Genomic DNA, 15,588 nt, shown 5'->3' on the forward strand with positions numbered 1-15,588 from the left:
TAAATGTGGGAAAATAAGTTTGCTAAAGAGTCATTAACATTCGATGATGTATTATTAATTCCAGCTCAATCAGACGTGTTACCAAGTGATGTTGATTTAAGCGTTCGTTTATCAGATAAAATTCAATTGAACATTCCGATTATTTCTGCTGGTATGGATACAGTTACAGAATCTAAAATGGCAATTGCGATGGCAAGACAAGGTGGACTAGGCGTTATCCATAAAAATATGGGTATCGAAGAGCAAGCTGATGAAGTACAAAAAGTAAAACGTTCAGAAAATGGCGTTATTAGTAATCCGTTCTATTTAACTCCTGATGAAAGTGTTTTTGAAGCAGAAGCTTTAATGGGTAAATATCGTATTTCAGGTGTTCCAATTGTTAACAATAAAACAGATAGAGAATTAGTAGGTATTATTACTAATAGAGATTTACGTTTTATTGAAGACTTTTCTATTAAAATCTCAGATGTAATGACTAAAGAAGACTTAATTACAGCTCCAGTAGGTACAACGTTAGATGAAGCAGAATCAATTTTACAAGAACATAAAATTGAAAAGCTTCCTTTAGTAGAAAATGGCCGTTTAGAAGGACTAATCACAATTAAAGATATTGAAAAGGTATTAGAATTCCCATATGCAGCTAAAGATGCTAATGGTCGTTTATTAGCAGCGGCAGCTATTGGTATTTCTAAAGATACTGATATTAGAGCTGAAAAATTAGTAGAAGCAGGCGTTGATGCACTTGTTATTGATACTGCACATGGTCATTCAAAAGGTGTTATCGAACAAGTTAAACATATCAAAGAAAAATATCCTGACATCACATTAGTTGCTGGTAATGTGGCAACTGCTGAGGCGACTAAAGCACTATTTGAAGCGGGGGCAGATGTAGTTAAAGTTGGTATTGGACCAGGTTCAATCTGTACAACTCGTGTAGTTGCAGGTGTTGGTGTACCACAAATTACAGCTGTTTATGATTGTGCAACTGAAGCACGTAAACAAGGCAAAGCAATTATTGCAGATGGCGGTATTAAATTCTCTGGAGATATCATTAAAGCATTGGCAGCTGGTGGACACGCTGTAATGTTAGGTAGCTTATTAGCAGGAACTGAAGAAAGTCCTGGTGCTACTGAAGTATTCCAAGGTAGACAATACAAAGTATATCGCGGTATGGGATCTCTAGGTGCTATGGAAAAAGGTTCAAATGACCGTTACTTCCAAGAAGATAAAACGCCTAAGAAATTCGTACCAGAAGGTATTGAAGGCCGTACAGCTTATAAAGGACCTTTACAAGATACAGTTTATCAACTTATGGGCGGTGTAAGAGCTGGTATGGGTTATACTGGTTCTGAAAATCTTGAAAAATTACGTGAAGAAGCACAATTCACACGTATGGGACCAGCTGGTTTAGCAGAAAGCCACCCACATAATGTTCAAATCACTAAAGAATCACCAAACTATTCATTCTAATAAGATTTAAAGGAGAACGACAATTATGGAAATGGCGAAAGAGCAAGAGTTAATTCTTGTCTTAGACTTTGGTAGCCAATACAACCAATTAATCACAAGACGTATACGTGAAATGGGTGTATATAGTGAGTTACACGACCATGAAATTTCTATTGAAGAAATTAAACGTATGAATCCAAAAGGTATTATATTATCAGGTGGTCCTAATTCAGTTTATGAAGAAGGTTCATTTACTATCGACCCTGAAATTTATAACTTAGGTATTCCTGTATTAGGTATTTGTTATGGTATGCAATTAACTACTAAATTATTAGGTGGTAAAGTTGAGCGTGCCAATGAACGTGAATATGGTAAAGCAATCATTAATGCGAAATCTGATGAATTATTCTTTGGCTTACCATCAGAACAAACTGTATGGATGAGTCATTCAGATAAAGTGATCGAGATTCCAGAAGGATTTGAAGTTATTGCTGATAGCCCAAGCACAGATTATGCAGCTATCGAAGATAAATCTCGTCGTATTTATGGTGTTCAGTTCCATCCAGAGGTACGTCATACTGAATACGGTAATGATTTATTAAGAAACTTTGTGCGTCGTGTTTGTAATTGTACAGGCGAATGGACAATGGAGAACTTTATTGAAATCGAAATTGAAAAAATTCGTGAACGTGTAGGTGACAGAAAAGTACTATGTGCCATGAGTGGCGGAGTAGACTCATCTGTTGTTGCTGTATTATTACACAAAGCGATTGGTGATCAATTAACTTGTATCTTTGTCGACCATGGTTTACTTCGTAAAGGTGAAGGCGACATGGTTATGGAACAATTTGGTGAAGGTTTCAACATGAATATTATTCGTGTTAATGCACAAGATCGTTTCATGGATAAATTAGCTGGTGTATCAGACCCAGAACAAAAACGTAAAATCATTGGTAATGAATTTGTTTATGTATTTGATGATGAAGCATCTAAGTTAAAAGGCGTAGATTTCTTAGCGCAAGGTACACTTTATACAGATGTAATTGAATCAGGTACTAAAACAGCTCAAACAATTAAATCTCACCATAATGTAGGTGGATTACCTGAAGATATGGAATTTGAATTAATCGAACCAATTAACACGTTGTTTAAAGACGAAGTACGTGCTTTAGGTATCGAGTTAGGTATTCCAGAACATTTAGTATGGAGACAACCATTCCCAGGTCCTGGTTTAGGTATCCGTGTACTTGGTGAAATTACTGAAGATAAATTAGAAATCGTACGTGAATCAGACGCGATATTAAGAGAAGTAGTTAGAGAAGAAGGTCTTGAAAGAGACATTTGGCAATACTTCACTGTACTTCCAGGTATTCAATCTGTGGGTGTTATGGGTGACTATCGTACATACGATCATACAGTAGGAATTCGTGCTGTAACATCAATTGATGGTATGACTAGTGACTTTGCTCGTATCGATTGGGAAGTCTTACAAAAGATTTCAAGCCGTATTGTTAACGAAGTTGACCACGTTAACCGCGTTGTCTACGATATTACTTCTAAGCCACCTAGTACAATAGAGTGGGAATAATAAAATAATTTAAAATTAAGGCTAGAAACCCTATATTAGCGGTTTTTCTAGCCTTTTTATTTTGCTTTGAATAAGCCATGTATAAATTGTTCAATATTTTTAAGGACTGTTTTCGATAATCTTATTTTAAATCTTTATTGATTAATCGGAAATAATCCTATAGAATGTAAAGCGTAATAATTACTATTTACATAACAGAAAAAGAAAGGGAGTTTATTATGGCTAAAATTCCAGTAACTGTGTTAAGTGGGTATCTAGGTTCTGGTAAAACAACATTATTGAATCATATTTTACAAAATCGTGAGGGACGACGAATTGCGGTTATTGTTAATGATATGAGCGAAGTGAATATCGACAAAGACTTAGTAGCAGAAGGTGGAGGTTTATCTCGAACTGATGAAAAATTAGTCGAGCTATCAAACGGTTGTATTTGTTGTACGTTGCGCGATGATTTGCTAAAAGAAGTTGAACGTATTGTTAAAAAGGGTGATATTGATCAAATAGTGATTGAATCCACAGGTATTTCTGAACCAGTACCTGTTGCACAGACGTTTTCTTATATCGATGAAGAATTAGGGATTGATTTAACAGCCATTTGTCGATTGGATACAATGGTAACGGTTGTAGATGCTAATCGATTTATTAATGATATTAATTCCGAAGATTTATTAATAGATCGTGATCAAAGTGTAAGTGATGAAGATGAACGTACCATTGCGGATTTACTTATTGACCAAGTAGAGTTTTGCGATGTGATGATTATTAATAAAACAGATTTAGTATCAAAAGATGCATTAAATCGATTAGAACAAATTTTAACGACACTTCAACCTGAAGCGAAAGTGATTAAAACTGTAAATGCTAAGGTTGATTTATCAGAAGTATTAAATACACAACGTTTTGATTTTGAAAAAGCAAGTGAATCTGCGGGCTGGATTAAAGAATTAACAGAAGGGGGCCATGCGGAACATACACCAGAAACCGAGGAATATGGAATTTCTTCATTTGTATATCGACGACAATTACCTTTCCATGCTGAAAGATTTAATGAATGGTTAGAACACATGCCGGAAAATATTGTTAGAGCTAAAGGAATAGTCTGGTTAGCTCAATATAATCAAGTTGCATGTCTATTTTCTCAAGCTGGATCGTCTCAATCGATATATCCAGTAACATACTGGGTAGCGAGTATGCCGCGTGCAAAACAGGAAATGATTTTAGAAGAAAGACCTGATGTTGCAGAAGAATGGGATTTAGAATATGGAGATCGTCATACACAATTTGTTATTATCGGTACAAATTTGAATCAAGAGCAAATCATTAAAGATTTAGATCAATGTTTAATCAATAGTAATGAAATTGATGCAGATTGGTCACAATTGTCAGACCCGTATCATTGGACGATTACATCCCAATAATTTAGATTTTAAAAAATAAAGTTTCACGTGAAAACTACATATAAAAAAGATACTCCCTTGTACTACTTATAAAGTAACAGTAGTACAAGAGCGTACCTTTAAATTATTTAATATTATCTTTTACAAATTTACCGGCTTTTCCTTTAAATGATTCTCCGCCAGCCATTTCTTGTTTGGCATATTTATCTGTAGAATTATTCCATAAATTATAACCATAAGTACGAAGACCATAAATTTTTGAATATTTCCCATCTAACATAGGAGAACCAGAAGCACCAGCTCTGAAAATATCTTTTGTCATAATTTCAGTACCATTTGCTGAAAATTGGACGAATCTTAATTTACTAAAATAAGCTTTAGTATTGTCGCCATTTTGCCATGGATATCCTAATGAATATAATGGTGTATTAAATTTTAATCCTTTGATTTCCTTGTCAGTTGCTAATCGTATTGGCTTAACATATTTAGACATTTTCTCTTTGGTATGAACAACAGCTATATCATAACCTGATAATTTTTTTACATCAGAGGCATGGAATTTATAAGGAATATGCTTCCCATCTCGGTTCATTGCGAATGAGATATATTTCGCTGAAGCGGCTTTCCCATTTTTATCATCAATAACATGAGCATTTGTAACAAACGTATGATCTCCGATAACTGTACCTGTGCCCATTGAATCTTTGCCTTTACCTTTATGGCCATTCATATTAGAAACTCGACCAATTGCTTTTAAATTATTTTTATTAGCTTTTGTATAATGTTCAATACTGATTGAGTTTTTACTTATTTTCTTAGCTTTGGGATAAGCTTGTTGGTCAGATGGAGAATTTAATCCATCACGGTAGTAATGATCTGTTTCAGCATGCGCTTGTTGAGAAAATGTTGCAGTGGCTGTCAACGCAATTGTAGTGATCATGACACTGCTAATAATCGTTTTTATTGGTTTGAAATATGACAAAATAGAAGTCCCCTTTGTTTTTTAAAGTTGATACGAAATTTTAAAGAAAGTCAAAATAAAATAATGATTATTGTAAATTTATTATCATCAATCAGTTTCATTATATGTGAAATAAGTTGTATTACAATAGAAAATCTAAAATTTATAGTAATTGATTAATTAATAATAATAAATATGTAAAATGTAACAATAATAGCAATAATATAAATTGCTAATTACTGCATAAAATAAAACAACGACTTTTCGAATCATAAAAATGTTGCTTTAAAGAATAATTCACTAAATATCTATATCTTTTCTTATATAAATGTGATATTTTTTATTGTAACAAAGAAATCATTTTATCCGATTACATCTAGCTCTCATGTAGAGTTAGATGTTTTTTAATGACACAATCAATAGGAACGAATGAGATGGACATATTATATCTAATAAGGTGTAAACTGTTTGAACCGTTCATTTCCGTATTATTGTAATGCAAACTAAAAGAGGCGAGACCTAATGTCTCGCCTCTTTTATATATTTATTGTCTTTATTTGAAAAAGCCAATGATAGTTTTGATGATTGAAATGATGCTTGTAACGATTTCCATTGATAGTCCTCCTTTTCAATCAGAATGAGTTATTTATTGGGTTAGTGCAATTTTTGAATAATATTAGATTATTTATTGCCTTTTACAAGATCGATGATTGTTTTCACTAAAGAAACGATACCTGAAATAATACTCATGTAAAGCCCTCCCTTTTAAATGGATTAGTGTTATTTAAATACATATAATCGTCATTAAAGACGAATTATTTATTACCTTTTACAAGGTCGATGATTGTTTTTACTAAAGAAACAATGCCTGAGATGATTTCCATTATAATTACCTCCTTTGTTTGACTTGTTAAATACATTGTAACGAGATAAAGGGTGGTTTATGACGAAATTTCCTAACTTGTATTTTGAAGGTCATAACTGGGCGTTTTCATTGAATAACTCACAGAATTTCATGCCTAAGTGTATTAACTATTAAATGCCTTTACAAAAGCTTTACATGGCTGTTTTGAAGTTGTAAAGATATTGAATTTTCATATAAAATTAGCGTCCTTATTGGTATGAGATTTGACATAGTTAATATCATCGACTATATTAATATTAATATGATCAAAAGTAGAATTAAGCTTTAGCTAGCGATGATTGCTATAAAATTATAGTGTTTATCGAGAGTGAAAGAATAGTTGGCTTTTGACCGGACACAGAAAATTAAAAAGGTAGCTTTTTAAAAGGAAATAACATCATTCTAAGATTAAAATACATACGTAGATTTAAAATGCGAGGAAAATGAAAAGTTAAGTCGACTTTTTCACAAGGAGTAAAGACCGCTAACTTATTTAAAATTCAAGTCGTAATGTTGATGATATTTCAAGTTGAAATGAAGCCTATAGTAGCATGTTTCTCATAATTCAGAGTGTGGGATATTGTCTATTGTAGGCTTTTTATAGTACGTAAATTTAAACAGAGGAGGTATCGATGTTAAGTATGAATGCACTCTTAATTGTGTTCCTTATCACTTTACTCATTGCTATGTTGAGTGGTTTAGTATTTTTATCTGCTAAAGTTCCCACTCAATATATTAAGATACATATGTATATACTTGTCTTACCTATCATTGTAGGACTGATTGGATTATTTTCAACGACAAATCAACTTATCATTGGCCCTTTTAAATTAGATAAATTGGCTTGGTTAATGGGAAGTTTCATTTTAATATTAGGTTTTATTATCCAAAAGTTTTGTGTTCGTTATTTGCTTGGAGATAAAAATTATCGTCAATATTTCCCATTATTCACTTTGATTACCGTTTTTGCATCTGTTGCATGGTTAAGTGGTGATTTAAGATTTATGGTTGTAAGTTGGGGCGCAACATTATTATGCCTTACGTTATTAATTAGAGTTAATCGTTTCTGGAAAGTACCACATGAGGCTGCTAAAATTTCTGCTAAATTATTTTTAATTGGATGGCTAGCATTAGTTGTAGCTGTTGGTTTGTTATATATTTTTACAGGTCATTGGTATATTGATGAAGTAGCAGTTGATTATAGTCATTTATCTTTTGGTATGAAATTAATTATAGATTTATGTATTGTACTTGCTGTAATTATTCCCGCAGCACAGTTTCCTTTCCAAAGTTGGTTAATTGAATCTGTTGCAGCACCGACACCTGTATCAGCTATTATGCATGCCGGAATAGTCAATGCTGGTGGGATTATATTAACAAGATTCGCACCTGTATTTGATAATGCAATAGCGATTACAGTTTTATTGTTGATTGCGAGTGTCTCAGTGTTACTTGGTTCAGGAATCAGTTTGGTTCATGTCGACTATAAAAGACAACTTGTAGGATCTACAATGAGTCAAATGGGCTTTATGCTTGTTCAATGTGCATTAGGTGCATATTCGGCAGCTATTATTCATCTTGTGTTACACGGCGTATTTAAAGCAACATTATTTTTACAATCTGGATCTGTAGTTGGCAGATTTAATATACCAACGCCACCTAGTGCTAAAAGATCATATGGATGGATCTTGTTAGGTCGACTATTGGCGTTAGTGATTGCAGTGCTATTTTGGATGAATAGTGATCATAGCGCTTATGAGCTAATTAGCTCGCTTATACTAGCATGGTCGTTAATGGTGTCATGGAATCAACTAGTTGCCTTTAGTAAGACGATTATGGGTAAAGTGGTTGGTGTTTGTATGATTATTATTGTTGCTGTAGTTTATATTGTGACGCATCATTTCTTTAAATATTTATTAAGCACAGTGGATATTAGTGTGACGCATCCACCGATTATAAGTAGCATTATAAGCATTGCTATCTTAGTATTTGGAAGTGTATTTAGTATTTGGGTATCACGACATCGTAACTCGCATGCATTTGCTGTATTGTATTTATGGTTAGTTAAATTGGGTGAGGCGAAATCAGCTTCAGTTGAAAGCCATCCAACATATTTGAAAAAGTATTTATAAAAGGGTGAAAAACTATGGTTAATTCACAACAAAATAACAATATCGAAATGATTGTCTCTGAGGCTAAGCGTGTCATTACACCGTTATCACCAATTTCTATTTTTGCTGCGAGAAATCCTTGGGAAGGTTTGGAAGGACAAACATTTAACGAAATAGCTACATGGCTAAAAGATATAAGAGATGTCGATATTTATCCTAATTATAGAGCGATTGAAAATGCTGTACAACATGGTGAGATAGATGAAGAAATCTTTGAAACATTATTAAATGAAGCGATTCAATCGTCTAATATCAAAGTAGAAACCGAATTTGAAAAAAGTTATATAGATAACATTAAACATATTGAACCAATTTCAGATGATCTTTTAAATACTACTATGCGTCATCGTATCTTTGAAACTTTACCTAAGGTTTCAAACAGAGATGTAAATCAAGATTTATACCGACCTAAGAGTGCGGATAGTGTTAATGCAAAAGGTGAACGATTAATTGATGAGGTAGATATGCATATGATTAAGTGGTCTAAACTGTATTTAGACCAGTTTCAATCTAGTTGGACTATGCCTAAGAGAGAGCAAGGCTTTTATACTGCATGGTTACATTTAGCACAACATGATCCTAATCTGTCTAAACAAGCAAGACAACTTGTTCGTCAGTGTGCATCTACTTCACACGAAATGATTAGCCAAGTATTAACAGATTTGAATATTCAAAGTGCAGACTGGCAAGCTTATATAGAAGGACAGTTGTTAGCTTTACCAGGTTGGGCTGGGATGATGTATTATAGAGCAGAAGAAAATGAATCAGAGCGTCAACTCTTAACAGATTACATAGCAATAAGATTAGCCACTGAATATATTTTATTATCAACAACTAAAGAACAATACAACGTGTCTAATATTTATCACTATAAAGACGTAGATTTAGTTATAGCATTAATGTTTTATGGTCATTTATCACTTGAAGAGTGGGATCAATTATCTAAAGAAGATAAAATAAGATACTTAGATTTTGCGAGAACATATCATAGACAGTATTTCCAAAAATTATGGCTTGATGCATGGGAAGAAACACATGAACGTGATTTAGTAGATACAATTTATGAGTCGTCAAATTCAGATAGTGAACCACAAAAGACACAAGCCCAGTTAGCGTTTTGTATCGATGTCCGTTCTGAACCGTTTCGTCGTCATCTCGAAGGAGAAGGCCCATTTGAAACAATAGGTATTGCCGGTTTCTTTGGTTTACCTATTAAAAAAGAAGTTATTGACGCACAATTCGATCATGAATCTTTACCTGTCATGGTACCACCAGCGTACAAAATTCAAGAATACGCAGATCGCCATAAATTAGAATATTATCAGCAACAACAACATACAATTACATCAATGCTTTATACGTTTAAATTAATGAAACATAATGTTCTACCTAGTCTATTATTACCAGAATTAAGTGGGCCATTTTTAAGTCTAAATACCATTGCCAATACGTTAATACCAACAAATGCAAGACAATTTGCGCATCGGTTCACTAAAAAATGGCTTAACAAACCTGAAACAAAGTTAACCATTGATAGAGAGCATCATGTATATTCAGAACTTCCTATTGGTTTAACGGAAGAAGAGCAAGTTCAATTTAGTAAACAAGCACTACAATTAATGGATTTAACGAAAGATTTTGCTCCACTTGTCGTATTAGGTGGACACGGTAGTGAATCTCATAATAATCCTTATCATTCTTCACTAGAGTGTGGTGCTTGTGGAGGGGCTTCAAGTGGATTTAATGCTAAATTGTTAGCGATGTTATGCAATATGTCTTCTGTAAGAGAAGCACTGAAACAAGATAACATTAATATTCCTGATGAAACTGTCTTTGTTGCGGCAGAACATAAGACCTCAGTAGATAAGTTGGAATGGATATATGTCCCAGAATTAACAGAAAGTGCACAACAAGCGTTTGATTTAATAGAATCTGTTATGCCACAAGTAAGTTATAAAGCTAATTTAGAACGTTTGGCAAACTTGCCTAACTTAAATAAAGAGCATAAAGATCCAGTAGCAGCAGCATATCAATATGCGAGTGATTGGAGCGAGATAAGACCCGAATGGGGGTTAGCTAAAAATGCTGAGTTTGTTATTGGTAAACGTTCAATTACTGAAAATAGTAATTTAGAAGCGCGAGCATTCTTGCATAATTATGATTGGACACAGGATCAAGATGGTCATTTACTCAATACAATTATTTCTGGACCAGCACTAGTTGCACAATGGATTAACCTACAATATTATGCTTCAACTGTAGCACCACATTACTATGGTAGTGGTAATAAGAGAACTCAATCAGTCACATCTGGACTTGGTGTCATGCAAGGTAACTCTAGTGACTTAATGTACGGTTTGCCTTGGCAATCAGTAATGGCTCAAGATAACGAAATTTACCATTCGCCAATACGTTTATTAGTCGTTATTCAAGCACCTGATACGCATATTCAACGTTTATTAGCAGATAATCAAAAATTCGCTCAAAAAGTTGATAACGGATGGGTACGTTTAGCAAGTATTGATGAAAATCATAGTTGGAAAGATTGGTAAATGTAAATATAGATAGCTTACTTAAGAGATAACAATTGGTTATGGCGTTTTTGATGTTATTTTCGAATAATATGGAAAATGTTAAACTATATGTAATCAATAATTAGGAGTCGTCTATATGAAAAAGTCTAAAGGTGTATATGAAGCTGAAATTAGTAAAGCGATCACTCAATGGGAAAAGGATTATTTAGGAAGAGGTTCTTTATCTGTTAAAACTGACATACTAAGAGATATGGTGATTATCAATTTGCAAGGAATATTAACACCTGCAGAATATCGCGTTTGTGAGACGAATGAAGGTTTATTGAATATTAAACGCACAAGATCTGAATTAGTTGAATCGGGTCAAAATGATCTTAATAACATTATTCATCAAATTACAGGAATTGAAGTAGTCAGTTTTCATAGCGATTTAAGTACCGTTACAGGTGAACGTGTGATTGTCTTTAAATTAAAAGACAACTTTGAAAAATTAATCAACCAAGCTTGATTTATATAGGAACAGTATGATTTTACGTTAATAGACAAAGGTCATACTGTTTTTTATTTTAAATATAATAAGTACATCACGTAAACATAAAGTCTATAAATGATACCTAATAAATTCGGAAAAATAATCATAGATGCTAGTAATTTATCACCTTTGAAACCGACAATACATAAAATAATAGGTATCATATAGAGAATGAATAACCAATATAATAGTGTGTCAAATGAGGGATGAATAGGTAAGAAAAAGCGAAATAATGTAATTAACAAGGCACAATAGATTAATATTATTTTGCTCATAAAGGATACCTTTCTAACTATCAAACATAAATGGGTACAGTTGAATGATTACAGTACTTATATTTGAATACGTTTTTAACGTGTGATAGCTATATTTTTAGATTTTTATTATTATTATTTCAATTATACAATAATTTATATGCAAAAGGTATGAGAATTCAAAGGCACTATAGTCATTTAATATCAATTATAAATGGTATCTCAACCTCACTTTAAGCGATTGAATCGTATATAATACATGTAATGGTTGAAAGCACAAAAAATATCATTAACGAAATATAATGAATATAGGTCAAAATAATCGACGTTTAAATAATGGTACAAACGATGGCTTAGTCCAAGAGATTTTGATGGACACAGTTATCAAATAGCAAATCTAACATAATTAAAATCCGACATAAGGCCGAGCCCAACATATGGTCATTTTGTATATGATATAAGAGTTAAGTAACTAAAGTTTGTAAGAGATAGAGGAGATTATATGATAAACAACAAAATAACGACAGGAAAATTTACCATTCCTTTATTTTTGATCAGTGTGTGCTTGTTTATATTTGTTGCATTGCGTATTACTCATGAAGGCGCATTTTTAAAAACACTTGATTTAAAGTCATTACATTGGCTTACTCAGGAATTTGGTACACCACATCGAAATTTTGAAGGTAATTGGTTCAATCATTATATGACATTTTCTGCCACTATAGGCGACGTCAGTGGTGTAATTATTATGTCACTTATTATTACAGTAGTTTTAATGTTTAGATATAAACATATTGCTTTATGGTTTATTTTAACGATTTTAAGTGGCACATTAATGAACATATTAATCAAAATGACAATAGAACGTACAAGACCGTTTAATCATTTAGTCGTTGATAAAGGATATTCATTCCCTAGTGGTCATTCTAATGCCAGTACGCTATTATTTGTAACAATGATTTTTGTGATTATACCAGTAGTTCGCCATGCTATATTGAGGTACGCAATGCTCGTTATTGCGATCATATTGTGGTTAAGTATATTATTTTGTAGATTATACTTTCATGCGCACTACCTTACAGACGTCATTGGTGGTGTCACATTAGCATTGGCCTGGATCGCACTATGGCTTGCTGTATATCCATTGTTTAAAAAATTAAAGTTAAAAGGCAAATAGTTAATGTCTTTTTAAAAGTGATATTATATACGTATTAAATTTTAAAAGTTAGGAGAGTACGACATGATGAATATTAAATCACCAAGTCCACTTTATTTAAAAGGTACAAACAATCAAGCAATATTATTATTACATTCATTTACAGGTACTGTTAAAGATGTAAAACACCTTGCGACAACATTGAATGAACAAGGATTTACTTGTTATGTACCTAATTATCCTGGTCACGGACTACCAGTGACTCAGTTTGTAGCGTACAATGTTGAAGATTGGTGGCATTGCGTGCAAGAAGCGTATCAATTTTTAAAAAGTGAAGGATTTGAGAAAATTAATGCTGCTGGCGTCTCATTAGGTGGTTTATTCACATTACGTTTAGCTGAAAACGTTGAGTTAAACCGTATTGTAGTCATGTCTGCACCAAGCGAAAAGACGAAAGCAGGTATCTCTTGGCGTTTGGAAAAATATGGGAAACGTATGAATGACATAATGAGATTATCAGAAAGTGAAAGCACTCATGAATTAGCGCAAATAGAGGACTATCAAAATGATATAAAAACATTCCAAGAGGTTATTAATGATATTATGTCACATTTGAATGAAATTACTGCAACTGCAAGAATAGTATATGGTGGTCAGGATGAAGCGGCTTATGAAGACAGTGCCCACTATATTTTCAACCAAATCAGTAGTGAACATAAAACGATACAAGAATTCCCACGCAATCAACACTTGATGACGCATGGTGAGGGTAGAGACGAATTGGAGCAAGATATTGTTAAGTTCTTCACTGAGCAATAATATCTTTATAAAAGGGCGTGTTCATAGATGAAAAGGACTTTTTTATTAACATATATAACGACTTCGGGTAAAACATATACAGAATTTAAGACATTTGAAAATGGCATAGATAAAGATAAATGTGTGAGACGAATTTTAGATGAATTTGATGAGTTGCCATATTTATATTTAGAAAAGGGAAATAGCATCCATTATATCAATGTTGATCACATTGAAAGTTTAGAGATTGAAGAAGTACATGATGGACAGTCAATCACTTATAGCAGTTAAAATATGAAAAGCTAAAAATTTAAAATAATGTTATAAGGAAAATAGCCATAACTCATTCATTTTCAGTTTATATTTAAAAACAAATTGAAAAAGGTGAGCAAGGCTATTTTTTTATTATTCTGACAATTTAGATGGATATTGCACATAAATGCTATAAATGGTAAAGTGTTACTTAAATACATAAACGCTTTAACGCACTAAAGGAAGTGATCGGATATGAGCAAACAATCAGAATGGAAGACATCAACTGGTTTTATATTGGCAAGTGCTGGTTCTGCAATAGGTCTAGGAGCAATGTGGAAATTTCCTTATATGGCAGGCATTTACGGTGGCGGCGCATTTTTATTAATGTTTTTAATCTTCACCATATTTGTAGGACTACCATTATTAGTTATGGAATTTACAGTTGGGAAAATGGGAAGAACCTATACCACACAAATATATAGTAAACTTACAGGCAAAAAATGGTTAAATATTATAGGGTGGAATGGTAACTTAGCAGTATTTATCTTATTCGGTTTCTATAGTGTTATTGGCGGATGGATTATAATCTATATGGCTAATGTCATTTGGCAAATAGTTACGTCGAATACATCTGATCTTGGTCAAATTCAATTTGAAGCGATTATTAGTAATCCATGGTTAACAGTGACAGGACAGGGCATTTTTATTTTCTTAACAATGATTATAGTCATGCTCGGTGTCGAAAAAGGCTTAGAAAAAGCTTCCAAAATCATGATGCCGTTATTATTTATCTTTCTAATAATAGTTGTTGGAAAATCGTTAACTTTAGACGGTTCTATGGAAGGCGTACGTTATTTATTGCAACCCCGAATTAAAGATATATCTATGGAAGGCATCTTATTTGCTCTTGGACAATCCTTCTTTACATTATCATTGGGAACGACTGGGATGATTACTTACGCAAGTTATGCTCCGAAAGCTATGACAATCAAATCATCGGCTATTTCAATTGTATTGATGAATATTTTAGTTTCAGTCTTAGCGGGATTAGCTATTTTTCCAGCGTTAAAAACATTCGGATACCAGCCGCAAGAAGGGCCCGGTTTATTATTTAAAGTGCTACCTTTAGTATTCGATAAAATGCATTTCGGTATCGTCTTTTATCTTATCTTTTTAATTTTATTTTTATTTGCAGCATTAACATCATCTATTTCATTATTAGAGTTAAACGTTTCTAATTTTACAAAAAATGATAATACTAAACGTCGACCTGTTGCACTTATCGCAAGTATACTCGTATTTATTATTAGTATCCCAGCCACTTTATCGTTCGGTAGTTTAAGTGGAATTAAATTTGGCGCTGGCACTATATTCGATAACATGGATTTTATTGTATCTAATATTCTAATGCCATTAGGAGCGCTAGGTACTACACTTGTTGTAGGCCAATTATTAGATAAAAATTTATTAAGAGAAAACTTTGGTAGAGACAAATTCAAACTATTTTTACCTTGGTATTATTTAATTAAATTTGTCATGCCAATCGTAATTATTTTAGTATTTATAGTTCAGTTATTTTAAAACTAGAT

At 32.8% G+C, this 15,588-nt stretch carries 14 protein-coding genes; 10 read left to right on the top strand and 4 right to left on the bottom strand.

What is annotated here, in order from left to right:
* Positions 1-3: 3 nt before the first annotated feature.
* The 3 genes from guaB (at position 4) to LFT63_RS09790 (ending at position 4,455) form a co-directional block, all read left to right on the top strand.
* Positions 4-1,470: an IMP dehydrogenase gene (gene guaB / locus LFT63_RS09780; protein ID WP_017638438.1), complete on the top strand. Its 1,467-nt coding sequence runs from the start codon at positions 4-6 to the stop codon at positions 1,468-1,470.
* A gap of 25 nt (positions 1,471-1,495) precedes the next feature.
* Complete coding sequence (guaA, locus tag LFT63_RS09785; protein ID WP_017638437.1) at positions 1,496-3,037, top strand: glutamine-hydrolyzing GMP synthase; 1,542 nt, start codon at positions 1,496-1,498, stop codon at positions 3,035-3,037.
* 218 nt (positions 3,038-3,255) lie between these two features.
* Complete coding sequence (locus LFT63_RS09790; protein ID WP_029056578.1) at positions 3,256-4,455, top strand: GTP-binding protein; 1,200 nt, start codon at positions 3,256-3,258, stop codon at positions 4,453-4,455.
* Positions 4,456-4,558: 103 nt separating this feature from the next.
* On the opposite strand, the gene LFT63_RS09795 is transcribed toward LFT63_RS09790, so the two are convergent.
* The 3 genes from LFT63_RS09795 to LFT63_RS12660 all read right to left on the bottom strand — a co-directional run bounded on the left by LFT63_RS09795 (position 4,559) and on the right by LFT63_RS12660 (position 6,315).
* Positions 4,559-5,416: a trypsin-like serine peptidase gene (locus LFT63_RS09795; RefSeq protein ID WP_029056577.1), complete on the bottom strand. Its 858-nt coding sequence runs from the start codon at positions 5,414-5,416 to the stop codon at positions 4,559-4,561.
* Positions 5,417-6,076: 660 nt separating this feature from the next.
* Positions 6,077-6,145, bottom strand: a complete 69-nt coding sequence (locus LFT63_RS12655; RefSeq protein ID WP_219906379.1) for a hypothetical protein — start codon at positions 6,143-6,145, stop codon at positions 6,077-6,079.
* Positions 6,146-6,210: 65 nt separating this feature from the next.
* Positions 6,211-6,315 carry a hypothetical protein gene (locus tag LFT63_RS12660; protein WP_445684205.1) on the bottom strand — a complete coding sequence of 35 codons (105 nt, stop codon included), beginning with the start codon at positions 6,313-6,315 and terminating at the stop codon, positions 6,211-6,213.
* Between the two features lie 616 nt (positions 6,316-6,931).
* Between LFT63_RS12660 and LFT63_RS09800 the strand changes: the two genes are divergently transcribed.
* From LFT63_RS09800 to LFT63_RS09810, 3 genes are all read left to right on the top strand, one after another.
* Positions 6,932-8,431 carry an NADH dehydrogenase subunit 5 gene (locus LFT63_RS09800; protein WP_029056576.1) on the top strand — a complete coding sequence of 500 codons (1,500 nt, stop codon included), beginning with the start codon at positions 6,932-6,934 and terminating at the stop codon, positions 8,429-8,431.
* A 14-nt stretch (positions 8,432-8,445) separates the two neighbouring features.
* A complete protein-coding gene (locus tag LFT63_RS09805) occupies positions 8,446-11,022 on the top strand; it encodes a DUF2309 domain-containing protein (protein ID WP_340768959.1) in 2,577 nt (858 codons plus the stop codon).
* A 118-nt stretch (positions 11,023-11,140) separates the two neighbouring features.
* Positions 11,141-11,512, top strand: coding sequence for a DUF2294 domain-containing protein (locus LFT63_RS09810; RefSeq protein ID WP_029056574.1), 372 nt, complete (start codon positions 11,141-11,143; stop codon positions 11,510-11,512).
* 53 nt (positions 11,513-11,565) lie between these two features.
* On the opposite strand, the gene LFT63_RS09815 is transcribed toward LFT63_RS09810, so the two are convergent.
* Entirely contained in the window at positions 11,566-11,811 is a 246-nt protein-coding gene (locus tag LFT63_RS09815; RefSeq protein ID WP_026083468.1) for a hypothetical protein, read from the bottom strand.
* 481 nt (positions 11,812-12,292) lie between these two features.
* On the opposite strand from LFT63_RS09815, the gene LFT63_RS09820 reads away from it, so the two are divergent.
* The 4 genes from LFT63_RS09820 to LFT63_RS09835 all read left to right on the top strand — a co-directional run bounded on the left by LFT63_RS09820 (position 12,293) and on the right by LFT63_RS09835 (position 15,580).
* Positions 12,293-12,967 carry a phosphatase PAP2 family protein gene (locus LFT63_RS09820; RefSeq protein WP_017637014.1) on the top strand — a complete coding sequence of 225 codons (675 nt, stop codon included), beginning with the start codon at positions 12,293-12,295 and terminating at the stop codon, positions 12,965-12,967.
* Between the two features lie 66 nt (positions 12,968-13,033).
* Positions 13,034-13,765 carry an alpha/beta hydrolase gene (locus LFT63_RS09825; RefSeq protein WP_026083469.1) on the top strand — a complete coding sequence of 244 codons (732 nt, stop codon included), beginning with the start codon at positions 13,034-13,036 and terminating at the stop codon, positions 13,763-13,765.
* 27 nt (positions 13,766-13,792) lie between these two features.
* Positions 13,793-14,035: a hypothetical protein gene (locus LFT63_RS09830; protein WP_017637016.1), complete on the top strand. Its 243-nt coding sequence runs from the start codon at positions 13,793-13,795 to the stop codon at positions 14,033-14,035.
* Between the two features lie 216 nt (positions 14,036-14,251).
* Positions 14,252-15,580 (top strand): sodium-dependent transporter, encoded by a 1,329-nt coding sequence (locus LFT63_RS09835; RefSeq protein WP_029056573.1) that lies wholly within the window; start codon positions 14,252-14,254, stop codon positions 15,578-15,580.
* Positions 15,581-15,588 lie beyond the last annotated feature (8 nt).

The organism is Staphylococcus sp. FSL H8-0121 (genome assembly GCF_038008425.1).
In the GTDB taxonomy this organism is placed as follows: Bacteria; Bacillota; Bacilli; order Staphylococcales; family Staphylococcaceae; genus Staphylococcus; species Staphylococcus pasteuri.

What these genes read in the sequence shown, in the direction of transcription:
- guaB (WP_017638438.1), top strand. Translation starts at nt 4, where the DNA reads ATGTGGGAAAATAAGTTTGCTAAAGAGTCATTAACATTCGATGATGTA.
- guaA (WP_017638437.1), top strand. Translation starts at nt 1,496, where the DNA reads ATGGAAATGGCGAAAGAGCAAGAGTTAATTCTTGTCTTAGACTTTGGT.
- LFT63_RS09790 (WP_029056578.1), top strand. Translation starts at nt 3,256, where the DNA reads ATGGCTAAAATTCCAGTAACTGTGTTAAGTGGGTATCTAGGTTCTGGT.
- LFT63_RS12660 (WP_445684205.1), bottom strand. Translation starts at nt 6,315, where the DNA reads ATGTATTTAACAAGTCAAACAAAGGAGGTAATTATAATGGAAATCATC.
- LFT63_RS09800 (WP_029056576.1), top strand. Translation starts at nt 6,932, where the DNA reads ATGTTAAGTATGAATGCACTCTTAATTGTGTTCCTTATCACTTTACTC.
- LFT63_RS09805 (WP_340768959.1), top strand. Translation starts at nt 8,446, where the DNA reads ATGGTTAATTCACAACAAAATAACAATATCGAAATGATTGTCTCTGAG.
- LFT63_RS09810 (WP_029056574.1), top strand. Translation starts at nt 11,141, where the DNA reads ATGAAAAAGTCTAAAGGTGTATATGAAGCTGAAATTAGTAAAGCGATC.
- LFT63_RS09815 (WP_026083468.1), bottom strand. Translation starts at nt 11,811, where the DNA reads ATGAGCAAAATAATATTAATCTATTGTGCCTTGTTAATTACATTATTT.
- LFT63_RS09820 (WP_017637014.1), top strand. Translation starts at nt 12,293, where the DNA reads ATGATAAACAACAAAATAACGACAGGAAAATTTACCATTCCTTTATTT.
- LFT63_RS09825 (WP_026083469.1), top strand. Translation starts at nt 13,034, where the DNA reads ATGAATATTAAATCACCAAGTCCACTTTATTTAAAAGGTACAAACAAT.
- LFT63_RS09830 (WP_017637016.1), top strand. Translation starts at nt 13,793, where the DNA reads ATGAAAAGGACTTTTTTATTAACATATATAACGACTTCGGGTAAAACA.
- LFT63_RS09835 (WP_029056573.1), top strand. Translation starts at nt 14,252, where the DNA reads ATGAGCAAACAATCAGAATGGAAGACATCAACTGGTTTTATATTGGCA.